The organism is Microbulbifer pacificus (genome assembly GCF_033723955.1).
GTDB lineage: Bacteria > Pseudomonadota > Gammaproteobacteria > Pseudomonadales > Cellvibrionaceae > Microbulbifer > Microbulbifer pacificus.
This window is the reverse complement of the sequence record NZ_CP137555.1, coordinates 1,138,256-1,155,276: the sequence shown is the minus strand read 5'-3', so window position 1 is coordinate 1,155,276 and position 17,021 is coordinate 1,138,256. Positions and strand designations below refer to the sequence as shown.

Annotated in this window: 16 protein-coding genes; 11 read left to right on the top strand and 5 right to left on the bottom strand. The window is 60.4% G+C overall.

What is annotated here, in order from left to right:
* Nucleotides 1-5: 5 nt before the first annotated feature.
* Entirely contained in the window at nt 6-707 is a 702-nt protein-coding gene (locus R5R33_RS05245) for an ABC transporter ATP-binding protein (RefSeq protein WP_318954992.1), read from the bottom strand.
* Between the two features lie 55 nt (nt 708-762).
* Nucleotides 763-2,043, bottom strand: coding sequence for an efflux RND transporter periplasmic adaptor subunit (locus R5R33_RS05240; RefSeq protein ID WP_318954991.1), 1,281 nt, complete (start codon nt 2,041-2,043; stop codon nt 763-765).
* Nucleotides 2,044-2,578: 535 nt separating this feature from the next.
* Between R5R33_RS05240 and R5R33_RS05235 the strand changes: the two genes are divergently transcribed.
* Nucleotides 2,579-4,087, top strand: coding sequence for a SulP family inorganic anion transporter (locus R5R33_RS05235; RefSeq protein WP_404810386.1), 1,509 nt, complete (start codon nt 2,579-2,581; stop codon nt 4,085-4,087).
* Nucleotides 4,088-4,309: 222 nt separating this feature from the next.
* Nucleotides 4,310-5,167 (top strand): universal stress protein, encoded by an 858-nt coding sequence (locus R5R33_RS05230; protein WP_318954990.1) that lies wholly within the window; start codon nt 4,310-4,312, stop codon nt 5,165-5,167.
* An 87-nt stretch (nt 5,168-5,254) separates the two neighbouring features.
* On the opposite strand, the gene R5R33_RS05225 is transcribed toward R5R33_RS05230, so the two are convergent.
* Entirely contained in the window at nt 5,255-5,668 is a 414-nt protein-coding gene (locus R5R33_RS05225) for an acyl-CoA thioesterase (RefSeq protein WP_318954989.1), read from the bottom strand.
* Nucleotides 5,669-6,245: 577 nt separating this feature from the next.
* Here R5R33_RS05225 and fabV point away from each other — a divergent pair.
* From fabV to zntB, 9 genes are all read left to right on the top strand, one after another.
* The gene (gene fabV / locus R5R33_RS05220; RefSeq protein WP_318954988.1) at nt 6,246-7,424 is read left to right on the top strand and encodes an enoyl-ACP reductase FabV; all 1,179 of its coding nucleotides are present in this window, start codon (nt 6,246-6,248) and stop codon (nt 7,422-7,424) included.
* Nucleotides 7,425-7,650: 226 nt separating this feature from the next.
* The gene (locus R5R33_RS05215) at nt 7,651-8,694 is read left to right on the top strand and encodes an NADP(H)-dependent aldo-keto reductase (protein ID WP_318954987.1); all 1,044 of its coding nucleotides are present in this window, start codon (nt 7,651-7,653) and stop codon (nt 8,692-8,694) included.
* A gap of 135 nt (nt 8,695-8,829) precedes the next feature.
* On the top strand, nt 8,830-9,060 hold the full coding sequence (locus tag R5R33_RS05210) for a DUF2789 domain-containing protein (RefSeq protein WP_318954986.1): 231 nt from the start codon (nt 8,830-8,832) through the stop codon (nt 9,058-9,060).
* Between the two features lie 184 nt (nt 9,061-9,244).
* Nucleotides 9,245-10,201, top strand: a complete 957-nt coding sequence (gene lpxL / locus R5R33_RS05205; RefSeq protein ID WP_318954985.1) for an LpxL/LpxP family Kdo(2)-lipid IV(A) lauroyl/palmitoleoyl acyltransferase — start codon at nt 9,245-9,247, stop codon at nt 10,199-10,201.
* Between the two features lie 136 nt (nt 10,202-10,337).
* Entirely contained in the window at nt 10,338-11,213 is an 876-nt protein-coding gene (gene dapA, locus R5R33_RS05200; RefSeq protein ID WP_318954984.1) for a 4-hydroxy-tetrahydrodipicolinate synthase, read from the top strand.
* Nucleotides 11,214-11,327: 114 nt separating this feature from the next.
* Nucleotides 11,328-12,503, top strand: a complete 1,176-nt coding sequence (gene bamC / locus R5R33_RS05195) for an outer membrane protein assembly factor BamC (protein WP_318954983.1) — start codon at nt 11,328-11,330, stop codon at nt 12,501-12,503.
* Between the two features lie 18 nt (nt 12,504-12,521).
* Nucleotides 12,522-13,295: an MBL fold metallo-hydrolase gene (locus tag R5R33_RS05190; RefSeq protein WP_318954982.1), complete on the top strand. Its 774-nt coding sequence runs from the start codon at nt 12,522-12,524 to the stop codon at nt 13,293-13,295.
* Between the two features lie 70 nt (nt 13,296-13,365).
* On the top strand, nt 13,366-14,229 hold the full coding sequence (locus R5R33_RS05185) for a D-hexose-6-phosphate mutarotase (RefSeq protein ID WP_318954981.1): 864 nt from the start codon (nt 13,366-13,368) through the stop codon (nt 14,227-14,229).
* Between the two features lie 51 nt (nt 14,230-14,280).
* A complete protein-coding gene (gene zntB / locus R5R33_RS05180) occupies nt 14,281-15,249 on the top strand; it encodes a zinc transporter ZntB (RefSeq protein WP_318954980.1) in 969 nt (322 codons plus the stop codon).
* 25 nt (nt 15,250-15,274) lie between these two features.
* Here zntB and R5R33_RS05175 read toward each other — a convergent pair whose 3' ends face one another.
* Together R5R33_RS05175 and panB are read right to left on the bottom strand one after the other, a co-directional pair.
* Nucleotides 15,275-16,123 carry an acyl-CoA thioesterase gene (locus R5R33_RS05175; protein WP_318954979.1) on the bottom strand — a complete coding sequence of 283 codons (849 nt, stop codon included), beginning with the start codon at nt 16,121-16,123 and terminating at the stop codon, nt 15,275-15,277.
* Between the two features lie 40 nt (nt 16,124-16,163).
* On the bottom strand, nt 16,164-16,979 hold the full coding sequence (panB, locus tag R5R33_RS05170) for a 3-methyl-2-oxobutanoate hydroxymethyltransferase (protein WP_318954978.1): 816 nt from the start codon (nt 16,977-16,979) through the stop codon (nt 16,164-16,166).
* Nucleotides 16,980-17,021: the final 42 nt, after the last annotated feature.

Here is a 17,021-nt window from a genome sequence, read left to right as displayed (position 1 = left end):
TCTCCTCAGGCGATGGCCGCTTGTTCTTGCGGTGTGGCCTGACGCAGGTCGGAAACCTGACCGTCCACGATCTGGATGTTGCGCTGAGCACGACGGGCCAGATCGGGGTCGTGGGTCACCATGATGATGGTGGTGCCCCACTCGTTGATGAATTCCAGCAGTTCCATGACCTGACGGGCCATCAGTGAGTCGAGGTTGCCGGTGGGTTCGTCCGCGAGCAGGAAGCGGGGTTCGCCGGCAAGTGCCCGGGCAATGGCCACACGCTGCTGCTGACCACCGGAGAGCTGTGCCGGCAGGTGTTTGGCGCGCGCGGAGAGGCCAACCTGTTCCAGCGACTTTTCAATGCGGCGGCGGCGCTCCTTGGCATTGAAGCCGCGATAGCGCAGGGGCACATCGATATTGTCGAACAGGTTGAGATCGGGAATCAGGTTGAAGCCCTGGAAAATAAAGCCGATTTTTTCATTGCGCAGATGTGAGCGCTCGCGGTCGGAAAGACCGCCCACTTCCTGTCCGTCCAGCAGGTATTCACCACCGGTGGGGGTTTCCAGCAGACCGGCAATATTCAGAAAGGTGGTTTTACCGGAACCGCTGGGGCCGGTGACAGAAACGAACTCTCCCTCGTTGACCACCAGGCTGAAATCCCTGAGCGCGTGGGTCTCGATGGTATCGGTGCGGTAACTTTTGCGAATGTTGTGCATTTTCAACATGATGGATGTCCTTGTCTTAACGTGAGAGCTTGTTGGTTTTATTTACAGATTTGATTCAGTCTTTCAGCGCAACCAGTTGCGCATTTTCCAGAGCGTCGGCGGAGGAGGTGATGATCTTGTCGCCCTCGTTGAGGCCCGAAACAATTTCCACCTGATTGAGCCCCAGCGCACCGATGGTGATGGGCACCTTCACGGCCTGGTGCTGGTCGTTCAGTTTCCATGCAAAGCGGCCGCCGGTCTGATCGAGGAAGGCGCCGCGTTTGACGAGGATCACATCCGCGCGGTTTTCCAGCAGCACGCGCGCGGTGAGGCGCAGGTTCTGGCGCAGGTTGTTAGGCTGGTTGCTGGTGAAGCGAACGCGGGCAATCACCTGGTTGTCGATGACCTCCGGCGCAATCGCGGTGATTTCCCCGGGAAGCTTCTTGCCGGCCATATTGATTTCAACCGCCATCGCCAGGCCCAGGTCATCCGCATAGTTTTCTGGCACCGCGGCTTCCAGTTCGAAACTGGTGAGGTCCACCACCGTGAGCAGCGGTGTGTTGGCGGCCACCGCAGAGCGCTGGGTTGCCGCGAGACTGCCAATAGTGCCGTCGACCGGGGACACAATGCGCAGGTCGTCGACCTTGCGCTGCAGCTCTTCCATCTGCAGTTTCTGTTGCGACACCTGCAGTTCCAGGGTCTGGGTTTCAAAGGCCAGGGCTTCGTCTTCAAGCTGCGCGTTTTGTACCGCCTGCTTGTACTCCAGCTCGGCGCGGGCGAGGTCGTCCGATGCCTTTTCGAAATCCAGCTGGGAGATGATCTGTTTCTCTTGTGACAGCTGTGCGCGCTTCAGCTCGCGCTGCGCGGCGGTGAGGTCGACCTTGGCGAGGTCGGCTTTCTGGGTGTTCTCGAGGCGCTGGCGCTTCGCCTGGATCTTCTGGCGGGCCAACTCGACGCTCAGCTTGTTGAACAGCGCACTTTCCTGCGCGAGCTGGTTCTGCAGCTCGGGGCTGTCCACTTCCGCCAGCAGCTGTCCACGTGTGACCGCGTCGCCCGCCTTGACCGTGAACTTCACAATCCCCTGGGCCGGGCTGAACAGGGTCGGGCTGTTGGCTGCGACTACCTTGCCCTGCACCACCAGGTCCCGCACCAGATCCCCGCGCTGTACCTCGGCAATGTTGATACGCGACAGCGACAGGCTCCCATCCACAGCGTTGGAGCTCTGCCAGCTCACCAGCCCCCAAACCACGAATGCCGCCGCGCCGAGGCCAAGGCCTGCGCGTTTCAGCACACGCGGGTTCTTCCACGGGCTTTGCGGTGTGAGCTGGACGTCCTGCCCGGAGGTATCTCTGATCATGTTGTTCCCAAGTACGTCGAATCGGTTTGTCTTGTTCTGCGTCTGTGACGCGGGTAATTCGCGCCGCGGATGCACAGTGAAGTTTTTGGATGCAGCAGCCTTATCGCAATCGCCGTGCCAAGCCGGAAAATCCTCCTAACTGATTGAAAAATATAGAAAATAAAATTTTTGTGCATTTCCGGTGGGGCGGGGGAGTGTCCGGAAAATGTGTCCGCTGAACGCTGTCCGGACGGGCGGACAGGAGTGACATTTGGCGACACAGGATTCGTAGCGCGGGTGGTAAAAATGAAGATCTCGATACCGGGTGCCGCTATGCAAGACCGTCTGCGGCCTGGATGGCCGCAGCCGAGCCCCGATGGATGGGTTGAGGGGGGGCGCCTAGCTCGTGTCTCGCAAAGGAATACCCGGTAGCGGCACCGCCACGAAAACTGGATCAATGCACTGAGCGTTCTTTAGCCAGAAACCCCAAGATGCTAGAATCCGCGCCCCCTTTTCCGGGCTAAGAACAAGACTCTCCAGACAGGCTCTTCTGACAATGCAGTTCTCCAATACCCTGTTGTCGTCCACCAGAAACGACTGGTTCGGCAATATCCGCCGCGACGTGCTCGCCGGCCTCGTGGTCGCCCTGGCTCTCATTCCCGAGGCCATCGCCTTCTCCATCATTGCCGGCGTCGATCCACGTGTAGGCCTCTACGCCTCCTTCTGTATCGCCGTGGTCATCGCCTTTATCGGCGGCCGCCCTGGCATGATCTCTGCCGCCACCGGCGCGATGGCGCTGCTCATGGTGACCCTGGTCAAGGAGCACGGCCTGCAATACCTGCTCGCCGCCACGCTGCTCACCGGCGTACTGCAGATCATCGCCGGCTACCTGAAACTTGGCAGCCTGATGAGCTTTGTATCGAGGGCGGTTGTCACCGGGTTCGTAAATGCCCTGGCCATCCTTATTTTTATGGCCCAGCTCCCCGAACTGATCGATGTCACCTGGCATGTCTACGCGATGACCGCGGCAGGCCTCGGCATCATCTACCTGTTTCCCTATATGCCGGTGGTAGGCAAGCTGCTGCCCTCACCGCTGGTTTGTATCCTCACCTGTACCGCAGTGTCTGTGGCTCTTGGGCTGGATATCCGCACCGTGGGTGACATGGGCGATCTGCCGGACACGCTGCCGGTATTCCTGTGGCCGGAAGTTCCGCTTAACCTCGAAACCCTGAAAATCATCTTCCCGTATTCCGCCGGCCTCGCCGTGGTGGGCCTGCTGGAATCCCTGATGACGGCAACTATCGTCGACGATCTGACCGATACCAGCAGCGACAAAAACCGCGAGTGCAAGGGGCAGGGTATTGCGAATATCGGTGCGGGTTTGTTGGGCGGTATGGCGGGTTGCGCGATGATCGGCCAGTCTGTGATCAACGTGAAATCCGGTGGTCGCGGCCGCCTGTCGACGCTGGTGGCAGGTGTGGGGCTGCTGACACTGGTGGTTTTCCTGAGCGATTATGTGGCCGTGATTCCGATGGCCGCACTGGTGGCGGTGATGATCATGGTGTCTATCGGTACCTTCAACTGGGGCTCGGTGCGCGACCTGAAGCGACTGCCGCTGTCGACCAATCTGGTGATGTTGTCCACAGTGATTGTGGTAGTGTTTACCCACAACCTGGCGTTTGGGGTTTTCGTGGGGGTGCTGCTGGCATCGCTGTTCTTCGCCAACAAGGTGAGCCACTTTATGTACGTGAGCTCGGAGCTGGATGAGGAGAAGAATTGCCGGACCTATAAAGTTGCGGGGCAGGTGTTCTTCAATTCCGCGGACAAGTTCGTTGCGGCGTTTGATTTCAAGGAAGCGCTGGATAAGGTGGTGATTGACCTGAGCCGGGCGCACTTCTGGGATGTGTCGGCGGTGTACTCGCTGGATAAGGCGGTGCTGAAGTTCCGTCGTGAGGGTGCAGAAGTAGAGTTGATCGGCCTGAATGAGGCCAGTGCGACGATTGTGGACCGCTTTGGGGTGCACGATAAGCCTGAAGAAATTGAGAAGGTGCTGGGGGGGCATTGAGGAACGGTGCTTCGTCAGTGAATTAGGTGGCGGCAGCGCACCGGGACTTGGGTTTCAAAACCGCTGTGTATACATCCCTGTACGCTGCGTCGGCGACGTCCATGTCGCCGACGCTTTTGAAACCCAAGTCCCGCCACCCTGCCTTAGATTTTGATTTCTGAGCCCTGTTCTTTAGGTGCTCCGGATTTGAAATTTTTAGCGAGTGATGAAGAGAAAATAATAATGACCGAACAGAAAGATCCCCTTGTGCTCTCCTGCATCGACGGCTCCCGCTACAGCGGCGCCGTCTGTGATTACGCCGCGTGGATTGCCAGCCGCACAGGCGCACCGGTGAAGCTTCTTCACAATATCGAACGTGTTTCCACACCCGCAGTAGCGGATCTTTCCGGCAGCATTGGTCTCGGCAGTCAGGAAGAGTTGCTGGAAGAGCTGGCCAACCTGGAGCAGCAGCGTTCGAAGCTGTTGTTGGAACAGGGCCGGCAGATGCTTGAGAGGGCCAAAGAGCGGGCAGCGGATGCCGGGGCGGAGCGGGTGTTGACGTGTCAGCGCCACGGTTCCCTGGTGGAGTCGCTGGTGGAACTGGAGGATCATATCCGGGTTCTGGTGCTGGGAATTCGCGGTGAGGAACACGAACAGCAAAACCGGGGCCTGGGCGCACAGCTGGAGTCGATTGTGCGCTCGCTACACAAACCGATTCTGGTGGTGAACCGGGAGTTCAAGGCGCCGCGCTCGATCATGCTCGCCTACGATGGCAGTGAAGCTGCGCGCAAGGCGCTGGATATGGTGGCGAGTAGCCCGGTGTTTAAGGGCATTGAGTGTCACCTGGTACACGTTGGCGAGGGTGCTCAGTCGGTGCTGATGGAAGGGGCGGAAGCGTTGAGCCACGGTGGTATTTCGGTAATCAGTGCAAACCTGCAGGGTAAAACCGTGGATGCACTGATTGCCTATCAGCAGCAGCACGACATCGACCTGACGGTAATGGGGGCGTTCAGCCACAGTAAGTTGCGGGATCTGTTGCTGGGTAGTGTGACGGCGAAGATGTTGCTGGGGACCAAGCAGCCGTTGTTATTGCTGCGCTGATTGGAAGTTGCTTGGCTGATTGAAAGTTGCATGCGATTTTCTGAAATCCCGGAGCCGGGTGCTCCGGGCCAATGAAATTAGAAAAAATTAACTGGCAAGTTTGTTTTCTGCGATGGCTGAATTTGCAGCCTGCTCCACGGTCATGCCCGCTTTCTTGTGGGGGGTGGGCTTTCCTTCCGCATCCAGGGCCACAAAGACGATACGATCCACCCGCACAATCAGGTCCCGGGTCTGCTTGTTGCGCATTTCGCAGTGCACCGTCAGCGATGTACGGCCGATATCCACTACCTCAAACCCGAATTCCACAATGTCCCCGCACACAGCGGAACTGACAAAATCAATTTCCGACATCATCTTGGTAACGATGTTTGCGGTACCCATCTGGCATCCCGCGAAAATGGCCGCCTCCTCATCTATCCACGCCAGTGCCTGGCCGCCGAACAGACGTTGGGCCGGATTCAGGTCGCCGGGTTTTACGAAATGACGTGAGTAGTACTTCATGAGTGATACCTCGCTGGTTACCCTTTGTTTGGGACTGGAAAATGCCGCATTCCATAGCGGCCCCACTACATGAATTGCATTAAGCATGCCAAGGATTTGTGAATATTTAGATGTGAAGGGGAAGGCGGGGATCGGAAGTAAAAGTGCCAGTTACCCGGCGTCACACCGTCACCTGGCTTGTTTAAAAGGCGACCATTGAGCTGGTTGCAGTCAGAGATGTACAAATTATGTGCGGCGCGCACTTAATGGGGGCAGGCACTACTGCCTGAGCTTGGCTAAACTGGCCGCAATACCAGATATTCTGGCCGCGAAATTCCCGTATCGTGACCTGCCACTCTGGGAGTTGCCTCCAAACGCCATTAGAATGTGCGGCTTTAATGGCCGGTCAGTCGGCCATCTATGGGTACCACTGAAAAACTACTGCGCGTGCGCCTGGCGGCGTCCGGCGGTGCTCGCAATCCTCACGTACTTCAGTACGCTCCGGTTGCTCCGCTCCGGCGGCCACCACCAGCCACCCGCTCGCTACGTTTTTCAGCGGTCCCCCCAACGAAGAATCACCCAACGGAGAGAGCCCGGCATGATCATCCAGCCGAAAGTTCGCGGATTCATCTGTACCAACGCCCACCCGCAGGGCTGCGCTGCCAATGTGCGCGAGCAGATCGAATACATCAAATCTCAGCCCGCCATCGAAAACGGTCCCAAGAATGTTCTCGTGGTAGGTGCTTCCACCGGTTACGGCCTCGCCTCCCGCATCACCGCCGCTTTCGGCTGTGGTGCCAACACCCTCGGTGTATTTTTCGAAAAACCGCCGACCGATAAGCGCACTGCGTCTGCCGGTTACTACAATTCCGCCGCCTTCGAAGAAGAGGCCCACAAAGCCGGCCTGTATGCCAAAAGCATCAACGGCGACGCCTTCTCTGACGAAATCAAAGCCCAGGCCATCGACTTCATCAAAAAAGACCTCGGCAAAATTGACCTGGTGATATACAGCCTCGCGTCTCCGCGTCGTACCGACCCCAAAACCGGTGAACTGTACAGCTCCGTGTTGAAGCCCATCGGCAAGTCCTACACCGCGAAAAACCTCAACACCGACAAGCTGGAAATTTCTGACATCAGTGTTGATCCAGCGAACGAAGAAGAGATCGCGGCCACCGTCAAAGTGATGGGCGGTGAAGACTGGGAACTGTGGATGCAGGCCTTGAACGACGCCGGTGTACTGGCGGACGACTGCAAAACCGTTGCCTACACCTACATCGGCGAAAAACTTACCTGGCCGATCTACGGTCACGCCACCATCGGCAAGGCCAAGGAAGACCTGGACCGCGCTGCCAAGGCCATCAGCGACAGCGGCAGTGCGAGCGCCAACGTTGCCGTTCTGAAAGCCCTGGTCACCCAGTCCAGCTCCGCGATTCCGGTAATGCCGCTGTACATTTCTCTTGTCTACAAGGTGATGAAGGAAGAGGGCACCCACGAGGGCTGTATCGAACAGCTGTACCGCCTCTACACCGAAGGCCTGTACACCGATGCCCCGCGTCTCGACGACGTCAATCGCTTCCGTATGGATGACAAGGAGTTGCGCGCGGAAACCCAGGCCAAGATTGAAAAACTGTGGCCGGAAGTGACCGAGGAAAACCTGTTTGAGCTGACCGATTACAAAGGTTATGCGGACGACTTCCTCAAGCTGTTCGGTTTTGGTGTAAAGGGTATCGACTACGATGCCGACACCAGCCCGCTGGTGGAAGCAGACTTCAAATAAAAATCTACTGCGCGTGCGCCTGACGGCGTCCGGCGGTGCTCGGCTGCTCATGTATCACATATACATTCCGCGGCCTGCGCTCCGGCGGCCACCGTCAGCCACCCGCTCGCTACGATTTTTTCCGATACTTGTTATTGTTAAAAAAATCGCAGGAATGAAACGCCGGGTATTTGCCCGGCGTTTCCGTTTTATACTTGTGAACTTTTGATTCCGCAGGAGACGTTTCATGGAAACCCGCAAGCTCGGAAAAACCGATCTCGAGGTGAGCAAGATCTGCCTCGGCACCATGACCTTTGGTGAGCAGAATTCGGAAGCTGAAGCCTTCGAGCAGTTGGATTACGCGGTTGCCCACGGGGTGAATTTCATCGACTGCGCGGAAATGTATCCGGTGCCGCCGAAGCCTGAAACTTACGGTCGCACCGAGGAAATTATCGGCAACTGGCTGGAGAAGCGCGGCAACCGGGAAGCACTGGTGCTCGCCACTAAAGTGACCGGGCGCGGTGACGGTAACCCCGGGGTCAGCCATATTCGCGGCGGCCCCCGTCTCGACCGCACACAGATCCTGAAGGCCTGCGACGACTCTCTCGCGCGCCTCAAAACCGACTACATCGATCTGTATCAGGTGCACTGGCCAGAGCGGCAGTCCAACTTTTTCGGCAAGTTGGGTTACCTGCATGGCGAAGACGACGGTGTGGATATCAGTGAAACCCTGGGCGCGCTGCAGGAGCTGGTGGTGGCGGGCAAGGTGCGCCACATTGGCCTCTCCAACGAGACCCCGTGGGGGATGCACCGCTACCTGCGTCTCGCCGCCCACGGCAGCAAACCGCGCGTTGTCTCTATCCAGAACCCGTACAGCCTGCTGAACCGCACCTTCGAGGTGGGACTGGCGGAAATGGCGATTCGCGAACAGTGTGGTCTGCTTGCCTATTCCCCACTGGCCTTCGGCACCCTGAGCGGTAAATACCTGAATGGCGCCAGACCCGCGGGCGCGCGCCTGACCCTGTTCGAGCGCTTCCAGCGCTATACCGGTGAGCGCGCAGCTTCCGCCACTGAACAGTACGTGAAGTTGGCGGGGGAGTTTGGCCTCGACCCGGCACAGATGGCACTGGCCTTTGTCACTGAGCAACCGTTCGTGACGTCCAACATCATCGGCGCCACCACCATGGCGCAGCTCAGGTCCAACATCGCCAGCAGCGAGCTGCGGCTGAGTGAAGACCAGCTGGAGGCCATCGAGGTTATCCACCGCCAGAACCCCAGCCCGGCGCCTTGATCCGGGGCCGCGGCGCATAATCTGTGTCCTCTGGCGCGAAGCCCTGCCGCCGCTGTCTATACTGCAGGGTAGTGTTTCGCGCCGAGCCGGGTCGACCCTTCGGTGCAGCTGGCCATCGGAACAAGGGAAATTTTCATGCAGACCGGTCATCACACCCTCAACGATCTATTTGCCCAGTTGGGCCTCAGCTCCGACGACAACGCCATTGAGGACTTTCTCGCCCGCCATCACCTGGTGGGCGAGGAAACTCTGGCCCGAGCGCAGTTCTGGAGCGAGAGCCAGCGCAAATTCCTGCGCGATGCGATTCTGGAAGATTCGGACTGGTGCGAGGTGGTGGACGAGCTGGATGCCCTGTTGCGGCACTGAGCCCGGGTAACACTGCGGAAATTCGCGCGGCGGTCCTGTCGACGGGAGCGATTTGCTGCACCGGACAGGGTGGTTACCGGTGGGGAGTACCCTAGGAAGGACCTGCGCGGCTATAATGCGCCGTTTTCTTCCGGGGGCTGTGGCCACCTGGTGCTAACTCCCCGACGTCTGCTGTCCGCAATTTATGGAAAAACCCCGTTTTCGTGCCGCTCTGCTGCACCCGCGCTACTGGCTGACCTGGCTGCTGTTTGGCCTCTGGTTCCTGGTGGCACAACTGCCCTACAACTGGCAGATGGCACTCGGCCGCGCCCTCGGCCGGCTGATGCTGCGCTTTGCCAGCACCCGGCGGCATATCGCCGAGCGCAATCTGGCGCTCTGCTTCCCCGAACTCTCCGCCCTCAAGCGTGAGCAGCTGCTGCGGCGCAACTTCGCCTCCAATGGTGTCGCGCTGATGGAAACCGGCATGGCCTGGTTCCGTTCCAGCCGCTGGCTGCGCCGGCGCTTCACCATCGAGGGGTTGGAGTACCTGCAGGAGCCCCACAGCCGTGGTCAGGGTGTGGTAATGATGGCGATGCATTTCACCACCCTGGAAATCGGCGCCGCCTTCATGGCCATGAGCCATCCGGTGGATGGCATGTATCGACCGCACAAGAACCCGGTGTATGACTACATGCAGCGCAAGGGGCGTGAGCGTCACGGGGAGGACTCCGAGGTGTACCAGCGCAAGGACGTGCGCGGCATGTTGCGGGCGCTGCAGAAGGGGCGTGCAGTGTGGTACGCCCCGGATCAGGATTACGGCATCAAGCAGGGTGTGTTCGCGCCGCTGTTTGGTATTCCCGCCGCCACTGTAACTGGCACCTCGCGCTTCGCCCGTGTCGGCCGCGCTCAGGTGGTGCCCTACACGGTCACGCGCCTCGAAGGCAAGGGCTTCTATCAGGTCCGGGTTTTCCCACCGATCGCCGAAATTCCGTCCGGCGACGAACTGAAAGATGCGGTGCTGGTCAATCAGTTCGTGGAAGCGCGCATGCGCGAGAACCCGGCCCAGTACATGTGGGTACACCGCCGTTTCAAGACCCGCCCGGAGGGCGAGGAAGCGTTTTATCCCAAGCGGAAAAAGCGGCGCAAGAAGCGCAAAATTTAATCAGTTTCGACCGGGTTCCCTGCCGCGCAATGGGATGATTTTTTGCGCTGGCATCGAACTGGCACGGTCAGTAACATACCGCATTCATTTTTTGGTGGTACAGACCGGCTTCAGGCCGGTTGGAGAAGGAGTTGCAATGATTTCCGGCAGTATGGTGGCGCTTGCCACACCCATGTATGCAGACGGCAGCCTGGATTGGGACAAACTGCGCGAGCTGGTGGAATGGCACATCGAGCAGGGCACCCGTGCACTGGTCGCTGTGGGCACCACCGGTGAATCCGCCACTCTCGATGTGCACGAACACCTCGAAGTCATCCGCCGGGTGGTGGATCAGGTTGCCGGGCGTATTCCGGTCATTGCCGGTACCGGGGCCAACTCCACCACTGAAGCCATCGAACTCACCGCCACCGCGGCCAAGTGTGGCGCGGATGCCTGCCTGCTGGTGACCCCGTATTACAACAAGCCCACCCAGGAGGGCCTGTACCAGCACTACAAGGCTGTGGCCAAGGCCGTAGATATCCCGCAGATCCTCTACAATGTGCCCGGGCGCACCGCGGTCGACATGCTGCCCGACACCGTGCGCCGCCTGTCTTCCATTGCTAACATCGTCGGCATCAAGGAAGCCACTGGCAACCTGGAGCGCGCGCGCCAGATCCTTGAGCTGGTGCCCGAGGACTTTGCGCTGTATTCCGGCGACGACGCCACTGCGGTGGAACTGATGTTGCTTGGTGGCCACGGCAATATCAGCGTGACTGCGAACGTGGCACCGGCAGCAGTGGCGCAGATGTGCGAGGCGGCACTGGCCGGTGACGCGGAAACCGCCCGCGCGATCAATCAGCGCATCGAAATATTGCACAAAATGCTGTTTGTGGAGTCCAACCCGATACCGGTGAAATGGGCGCTGAAAGAAATGGGTCGCATCGACAGCGGTATCCGCCTTCCGCTGACCGTTCTGTCCCCCGAACACCACAGTGTGGTGCGCGAAGCACTGCGCAGTGCTGGCGTGCTCTGACAGACAGCTCTTACTGAAAGAATTTACGCGGTATTCGGGCGACTGCCCACGGCCAACAGGCCACTACCGCACCAGGACAATTGCGATCGGGACTGATTCGACAAGGTACGAATAATGACAAAATTTACCGCCGGAGCCCTGCTGTGCGCTGCGGTTACCACCCTGGGTGGCTGTGGCATCTTTGGCAAGGACGGTTACTTCCGCGACCGCGGAGACGACTACCAGATGGCTGACAGCCTGCCGCCGCTGCAGATGCCGGCGGGTGTTACCGCCAAGCACCAGGAAGAACTTTACGAAGTGCCGCAGATCAGCGGCGAAGTGGAGCGCGGCGCATTCCAGGTCCCGCGGCCGCAGGCGCTGTCTGTGAACGTGGGTCTCGATCGGGTGAAAATCCAGAAGCTGGGCAACCGCCGCTGGGTGCTTGTAAACCAGCCGCCAGACGAAGTCTGGCCGCAGCTGCACTACTTCCTGCGCACAGCCGGCCTGCAGCTGGCCACGTCCGACGCCGGTGCCGGCACCATGGAAACCACCTGGCTGACCTTCGGTGAAAACCCGGATACCAAAGACAAGTACCGCCTGCAGGTGGAGTCCGGCGTGCAGCCGGATACTACCGAGATCCATGTGCGCCACTATGCCGCTGCGCTGGATGCGCCGGCGAGCGGCCCGGTGGAGTGGCCGGCCCAGTCCAGCAATCCCGAGCGCGAGGGCTGGATGATCGACGAGATGTCCAACGCGCTGGCGGCGGACAATAGCGGCGCCGCTGCATCCCTGGTGGCCCAGGCCATCGGCGGTGGCAAGGTCAAAGTGCAGGTGATGGAGCCGGCGGGCAAAGAGCCGTTTATCGCGCTCGACCTGGGTATGAACCGCGCCTGGGCCACCGTCGCCCACGCACTCAATACCGGCGCTTATCGCCTGCACAAGGAGGATGCCGAGATCGGCGTCTTCTATGTCACCTTTGACACCGATCGCGAGCTGTCGGAAGAGGACAGTGGCTGGTTCTCCAGCTGGCGCTCGGGCAAGGACGACGACAAGCAGGCCAAGGCGGCAGATGCCTACAGCCTGCAGCAGGTGCTGGCGAATATCGATACCAGCAGCACCGCGGAACCGCGCCTGTTTGCCAACCAACAGGGCCTTGGTGGCGCGCCCAACAGCAATATCCCGGGATATCTGGTGGTACTGCGGGGCGAGGGTGACGCCATCGAGGTGCGTGTTCGCAATACCCGTGGCGAGCCACTCAGCCGCAACAAGGCATCCGAGCTGTTGATGGCCATTCGTCAGAACCTCATCTGACGCTGGTACCGGAAAATTATGGCGATCAGATTTGCCTCCCTGGGTAGTGGCAGCAAGGGCAATGGCACTCTGGTCGCCTCCGGCGACCACTGTCTGCTGGTGGACTGCGGTTTCACCATCAAGGAGACCGAGCGGCGTATGATGCGGCTCGGCCTTTCCCCTGCGGAGCTCTCCGCGATTCTCGTCACCCACGAACACAGCGACCATATGGCCGGCGTCGGCCCGCTGGCGCGCAAGTACCGGCTGCCGGTGTATCTCACCCCCGGCACGCTGCGCGCGCGGGATTTTGGCGCGCTGCCGACGGTACAGCTGATCGAAGGCCACCAGCCTTTCGTGGTGGGGGATATCCAGGTCACCCCCGTGGCCGTGCCCCACGACGCCCGCGAGGCGGCACAATTCGTATTCCGCAGCCGCGGTAGCAGCCTCGGCCTGCTCACGGATCTCGGTACCATCACGCCCCATGTGGAGTCCCACTACGGCGACTGCGATGCACTGGTGCTGGAAGCCAATCACGACCCGATGATGCTGGCGCAAGGACCCTATCCGCCCTCGCTGAAGCGGCGGGTTGGCGGTGCCTATGGGCACCTCAGTAACCAGCAGGCGGCGGGTTTCCTGCAGCGCATCGGCAGTCAGCGCTTGCAGCACCTTGTGGTTGCCCATATCAGCGAAAAGAACAACAGCCTGGAGCTGGCGCGCGCGGCGCTCGCCGATGCCGCGGCCCAGGCCGCCAACTGCATCTTTGCCTGCCAGCAGGAAGGGTTTGACTGGCTGCAGATCGAAAAGGCAGAGTAGACCTTTATTCCGGCGCCACGGGACCTCGGGGCGCTTGCCAATTGCAACCTCGAAAATGGAGTTTCCACCAGTGGCAGTACACGATTACCTCTCCCGTACCGACAGCGGCACTTTATATGGCAAGCCCGGGCTGGATTTGCTGGTGGTGGAGACCGGCCTGTGCCGCGCGGTGATTTCCCTGCAGGGGGCCCAAGTACTGGAATTTACCGCGACCGGTCGCGCCCCGCTGCTGTGGCTGAGCCCGGTCACCTCGTTCGAACCCGGCGCGGCTGTGCGTGGCGGCGTGCCCCTGTGCCTGCCGTGGTTCGGCGAAAACCGGAAAGACCCCTCCAAGCCCAAGCACGGTCTGGTGCGCACACAGTTGTGGGAGCTTGCGGGCAGTGACGTGCGGGCCGATGGCGTCGTCGAGCTGGAGCTGCGTTTTCAGCACCCCGGCGATGCGCTGTTCGCGGCGAGCTTCGACTGCGCCCTGAAAATCGGCCTCGGCGACTCCCTCACCTTTGACCTCGCGCTCACCAACACGGCGGAAAGCGCGGCGGAATACAGCTGGGCGCTGCACAGCTATTTCGCGGTGGACGACGTCAACGCGGTGGAAGTGGACGGGCTCGACGGCGGCGAATTTCTCGACAAGACCCGCGGCTTTGCCCGCGATCGCCTCGAGGGTGTGCAGACCTTTGCCGGTGAAGTGGACCGCGTGTTCGAGCAAGCCGGCGCCCGCCAGGTTATCCACACTCCCAACCCGATCGTCGCCGAGAGCGACAACTGCCACACGGTCATCACCTGGAATCCGGGTGCGGAGCTCGCCGCCACCATCGGCGATATCGGAGCGCACTACCGCGGATTCGTATGTGTGGAACACGGTAATGCCTTTGCCGACAGCTGGCAGCTTGAAGCGGGCGAAACCGCCAATGCCCGCCTGAAGCTCAGTCGCTGAAACTTGCTCCGTGAACCAACGCCACTGAATCACACCGAGGCAGGAGGCCCCATGCAAACCGGACTGATACACGCTTACCTGCTGGACGGACGCGGCGCCGGTCGTCGGCTGCAGTGGCCGGAGGTACTGCAGTGGACCCCGGAGCAGGGGCGCCTGTGGCTGCATTTCGACTACACCGATGCGGATACCCGCGCGTGGATCGGTGGCGCCGCCAATCTCGATCCGCTGGTGGCGGATGCCCTGCTGACGGAAGAAACCCGCCCGCGTACCACCAGCATTGGGGATGGCCTGCTGATCGCGCTGCGCGGGGTCAACCTGAACCCGGAATCCAAGCCCGAAGACATGGTCTCCATCCGCCTGTGGGCGGAGGAGACGCGGGTCATCAGCACCCGTCGGCGGCGCCTGCTGTCAATCAATGACCTCTGTACCCAGCTGGATAATGGGCGCGGGCCGACCTCGTCCGCGGGACTGGTGGTGGCGATCGCGGACCTGCTGGTGTGGCGCATGAGCGACACTGTGGATAACTTCGAGGACGTAATCGACGAACTGGAAGACCGGGTGGTGGGCGGTGCCAGCGCCAATCTGCGCCTGGATCTGGCGATGCTGCGCAAGCAGACCATCACCTTGCGGCGTTACCTGTCGCCGCAACGGGAGGCGCTGGCGCGCTTTCTGGGGGAAAAACTCGAGTGGATCAGTGAGGCGGACCGGCTGCAGTTGCGCGAAGTGAGCGATCGCCTGTTGCGCCACATCGAGGATATCGATGCGGTGCGCGAGCGCGCCGCGGTGACCCAGGAGGAGTTGATGAGCCGTATCTCCGAGCAGCTCAACAGCCGTATGTACGTGCTGTCGATCATCGCCGCGATTTTCCTGCCCCTGGGCTTCCTCACCGGCTTGCTGGGCATCAATGTCGGGGGGATCCCCGGTGCGGAGAACCCTCACGCATTCCTGATCTTCTGTGTGTTACTGGTGGTGACAGTGGCGATACAGCTGGTGGTTTTCCGCTGGAAGCGGTGGTTGTAACCGCTTCCCGACCGCGAAGCCGCGGTCAGGCAAACACCGATACCGTCTGCCGCGTAAGCGCCATCAGAACACCGCTGGCATTCCACAGGCTCGCCTGAATCACCGCATAGCCGTCTTCTGCCTGCTCCACTTCCGCCAGGTATTGCCACCAGTCACTGTTGTCCGCGTGTGCGGAGTCCGTGGTTGCCTGGATGGCGGCCGGCATCAACTCGATCGTCCAGGTCAGGGAGCTGGCGGGGGCAACGGTCTTCAGCATGGGCAGGACTGCTGGCGGCCAGGCATCGATCAGTGCCAGTAAATGTGCGGTGCTCACGGGTCCCGCGGATTCGCGGAAGCGAACCCAGCCGCCGATACAGCCTTCGCTGTGGCCGCTAAAGGGCAGGGCGCCGGCGCCAATGCGGTATTCAAAGTGGCGGGTAAATTCCGGTACCACGCCCTCGATATAGGGCAGTGCCTCGCAGGTTTCCGGTGCGGGAAACTCGGGCGCAGCTTCGGTAGCCACCGCAATCGAAGAGGTACGGGGTTTGCCGAAACTCGCCAGTGCGGCGGTAACCACCTGTTCGCCTGTCTGTTCGCCTTTTCCCTGCTGGCTGGCGTGGGCTTCGATCTGCACCACTGAGCGGCCCGCGCGCAGTACCTGTGCGCGGGTCTGCAGCGTGCCCGCTTCCGCGGGAGCCACGAAAGAGATGGTCAGTGAGCGCAGCGGGGTGTCCGCCGCTGCGCCCTGGGAAGCCTGTTCCAGCTCCGCCTCGATGGACTGATACAACATTGCCGCAACCAGGCCACCAAATGTGGCGCGTCCCTGGGTCCAGCCCGTCGGGATGGTTGCCGGTTCGCCATTGCGCACCGCTTTGAGGATACTGCTGAAATTCATTACTGCGGGGCCTTCTCTGGTTCCGTTTTGTTAGGTGCGATCAGCTAAAGCTGTGCTCGAGATCCGGGAAGGTGCCGTTTTTTACATCTTCAGCGTATTTACGCAGGGCACCGGGAATATCACCGGCTTCCACGAGGAAGTTCTTGGAGAACTTCGGCGGCTTTTCGGTGAGGCCGAGAATGTCATTGATCACCAGTACCTGGGCGTCGGTATGGGGGCCGGCGCCGATGCCGATGGTAGGCATGGAAACCGCATCGGTAATGCGCTTGCCCAGTTCCGACGGCACACACTCCAGTACCAGCAGATCGGCACCGGCCTCATCCATCTGTACGGCGTCGTTCAGGATTTCTCCAGCGTGGTCGTCATCGCGCCCTTGGACGCGGAATCCCCCCAGTTTGTGCACGGATTGTGGGGTCAGCCCCAGGTGCGCGCACACCGGGATACCGCGCTCGGTCAGCATCTTCACCGTGGGCGCGAGCCAGGCGCCGCCCTCGATCTTCACCATGTGCGCACCCGCCTGCATGATGCGAGTGGCGTTGGTGAGTGCCTGCTCCGGGGTGGCGTAGGTCATGAAGGGCAGGTCGCCCATGATCAGGGATTTCTTGTTGCCACGGGCCACCGCTTCCACGTGGTAGATCATCTGTTCCATGGTCACCGGGATAGTGCTGTCGTAGCCCAGCACCGTCATGCCCAGTGAATCGCCGATCAGCACGGTTTCCACCCCTGTCTTCTGCGCCATTGCAGCCATGGGCGCATCGTAGAGGGCGACGCAAATGAACTTTTCTCCATCCGCCTTCATCTTGCGCAGGGTCTGGACCGTAATGGGTTTTATCAGCTCGCTGGGGGCGTAGGGCATGTTGATGACTCGCTAATGTTGGGGCATGGGCCCCATTACAAG

Coding starts and splice junctions, on each gene's coding strand:
- fabV (WP_318954988.1), top strand. CDS start 6,246: ATGATCATCCAGCCGAAAGTTCGCGGATTCATCTGTACCAACGCCCAC.
- R5R33_RS05190 (WP_318954982.1), top strand. CDS start 12,522: ATGGCGATCAGATTTGCCTCCCTGGGTAGTGGCAGCAAGGGCAATGGC.
- R5R33_RS05215 (WP_318954987.1), top strand. CDS start 7,651: ATGGAAACCCGCAAGCTCGGAAAAACCGATCTCGAGGTGAGCAAGATC.
- panB (WP_318954978.1), bottom strand. CDS start 16,979: ATGCCCTACGCCCCCAGCGAGCTGATAAAACCCATTACGGTCCAGACC.
- lpxL (WP_318954985.1), top strand. CDS start 9,245: ATGGAAAAACCCCGTTTTCGTGCCGCTCTGCTGCACCCGCGCTACTGG.
- R5R33_RS05175 (WP_318954979.1), bottom strand. CDS start 16,123: ATGAATTTCAGCAGTATCCTCAAAGCGGTGCGCAATGGCGAACCGGCA.
- bamC (WP_318954983.1), top strand. CDS start 11,328: ATGACAAAATTTACCGCCGGAGCCCTGCTGTGCGCTGCGGTTACCACC.
- dapA (WP_318954984.1), top strand. CDS start 10,338: ATGATTTCCGGCAGTATGGTGGCGCTTGCCACACCCATGTATGCAGAC.
- zntB (WP_318954980.1), top strand. CDS start 14,281: ATGCAAACCGGACTGATACACGCTTACCTGCTGGACGGACGCGGCGCC.
- R5R33_RS05240 (WP_318954991.1), bottom strand. CDS start 2,043: ATGATCAGAGATACCTCCGGGCAGGACGTCCAGCTCACACCGCAAAGC.
- R5R33_RS05235 (WP_404810386.1), top strand. CDS start 2,579: ATGCAGTTCTCCAATACCCTGTTGTCGTCCACCAGAAACGACTGGTTC.
- R5R33_RS05210 (WP_318954986.1), top strand. CDS start 8,830: ATGCAGACCGGTCATCACACCCTCAACGATCTATTTGCCCAGTTGGGC.
- R5R33_RS05230 (WP_318954990.1), top strand. CDS start 4,310: ATGACCGAACAGAAAGATCCCCTTGTGCTCTCCTGCATCGACGGCTCC.
- R5R33_RS05245 (WP_318954992.1), bottom strand. CDS start 707: ATGTTGAAAATGCACAACATTCGCAAAAGTTACCGCACCGATACCATC.
- R5R33_RS05225 (WP_318954989.1), bottom strand. CDS start 5,668: ATGAAGTACTACTCACGTCATTTCGTAAAACCCGGCGACCTGAATCCG.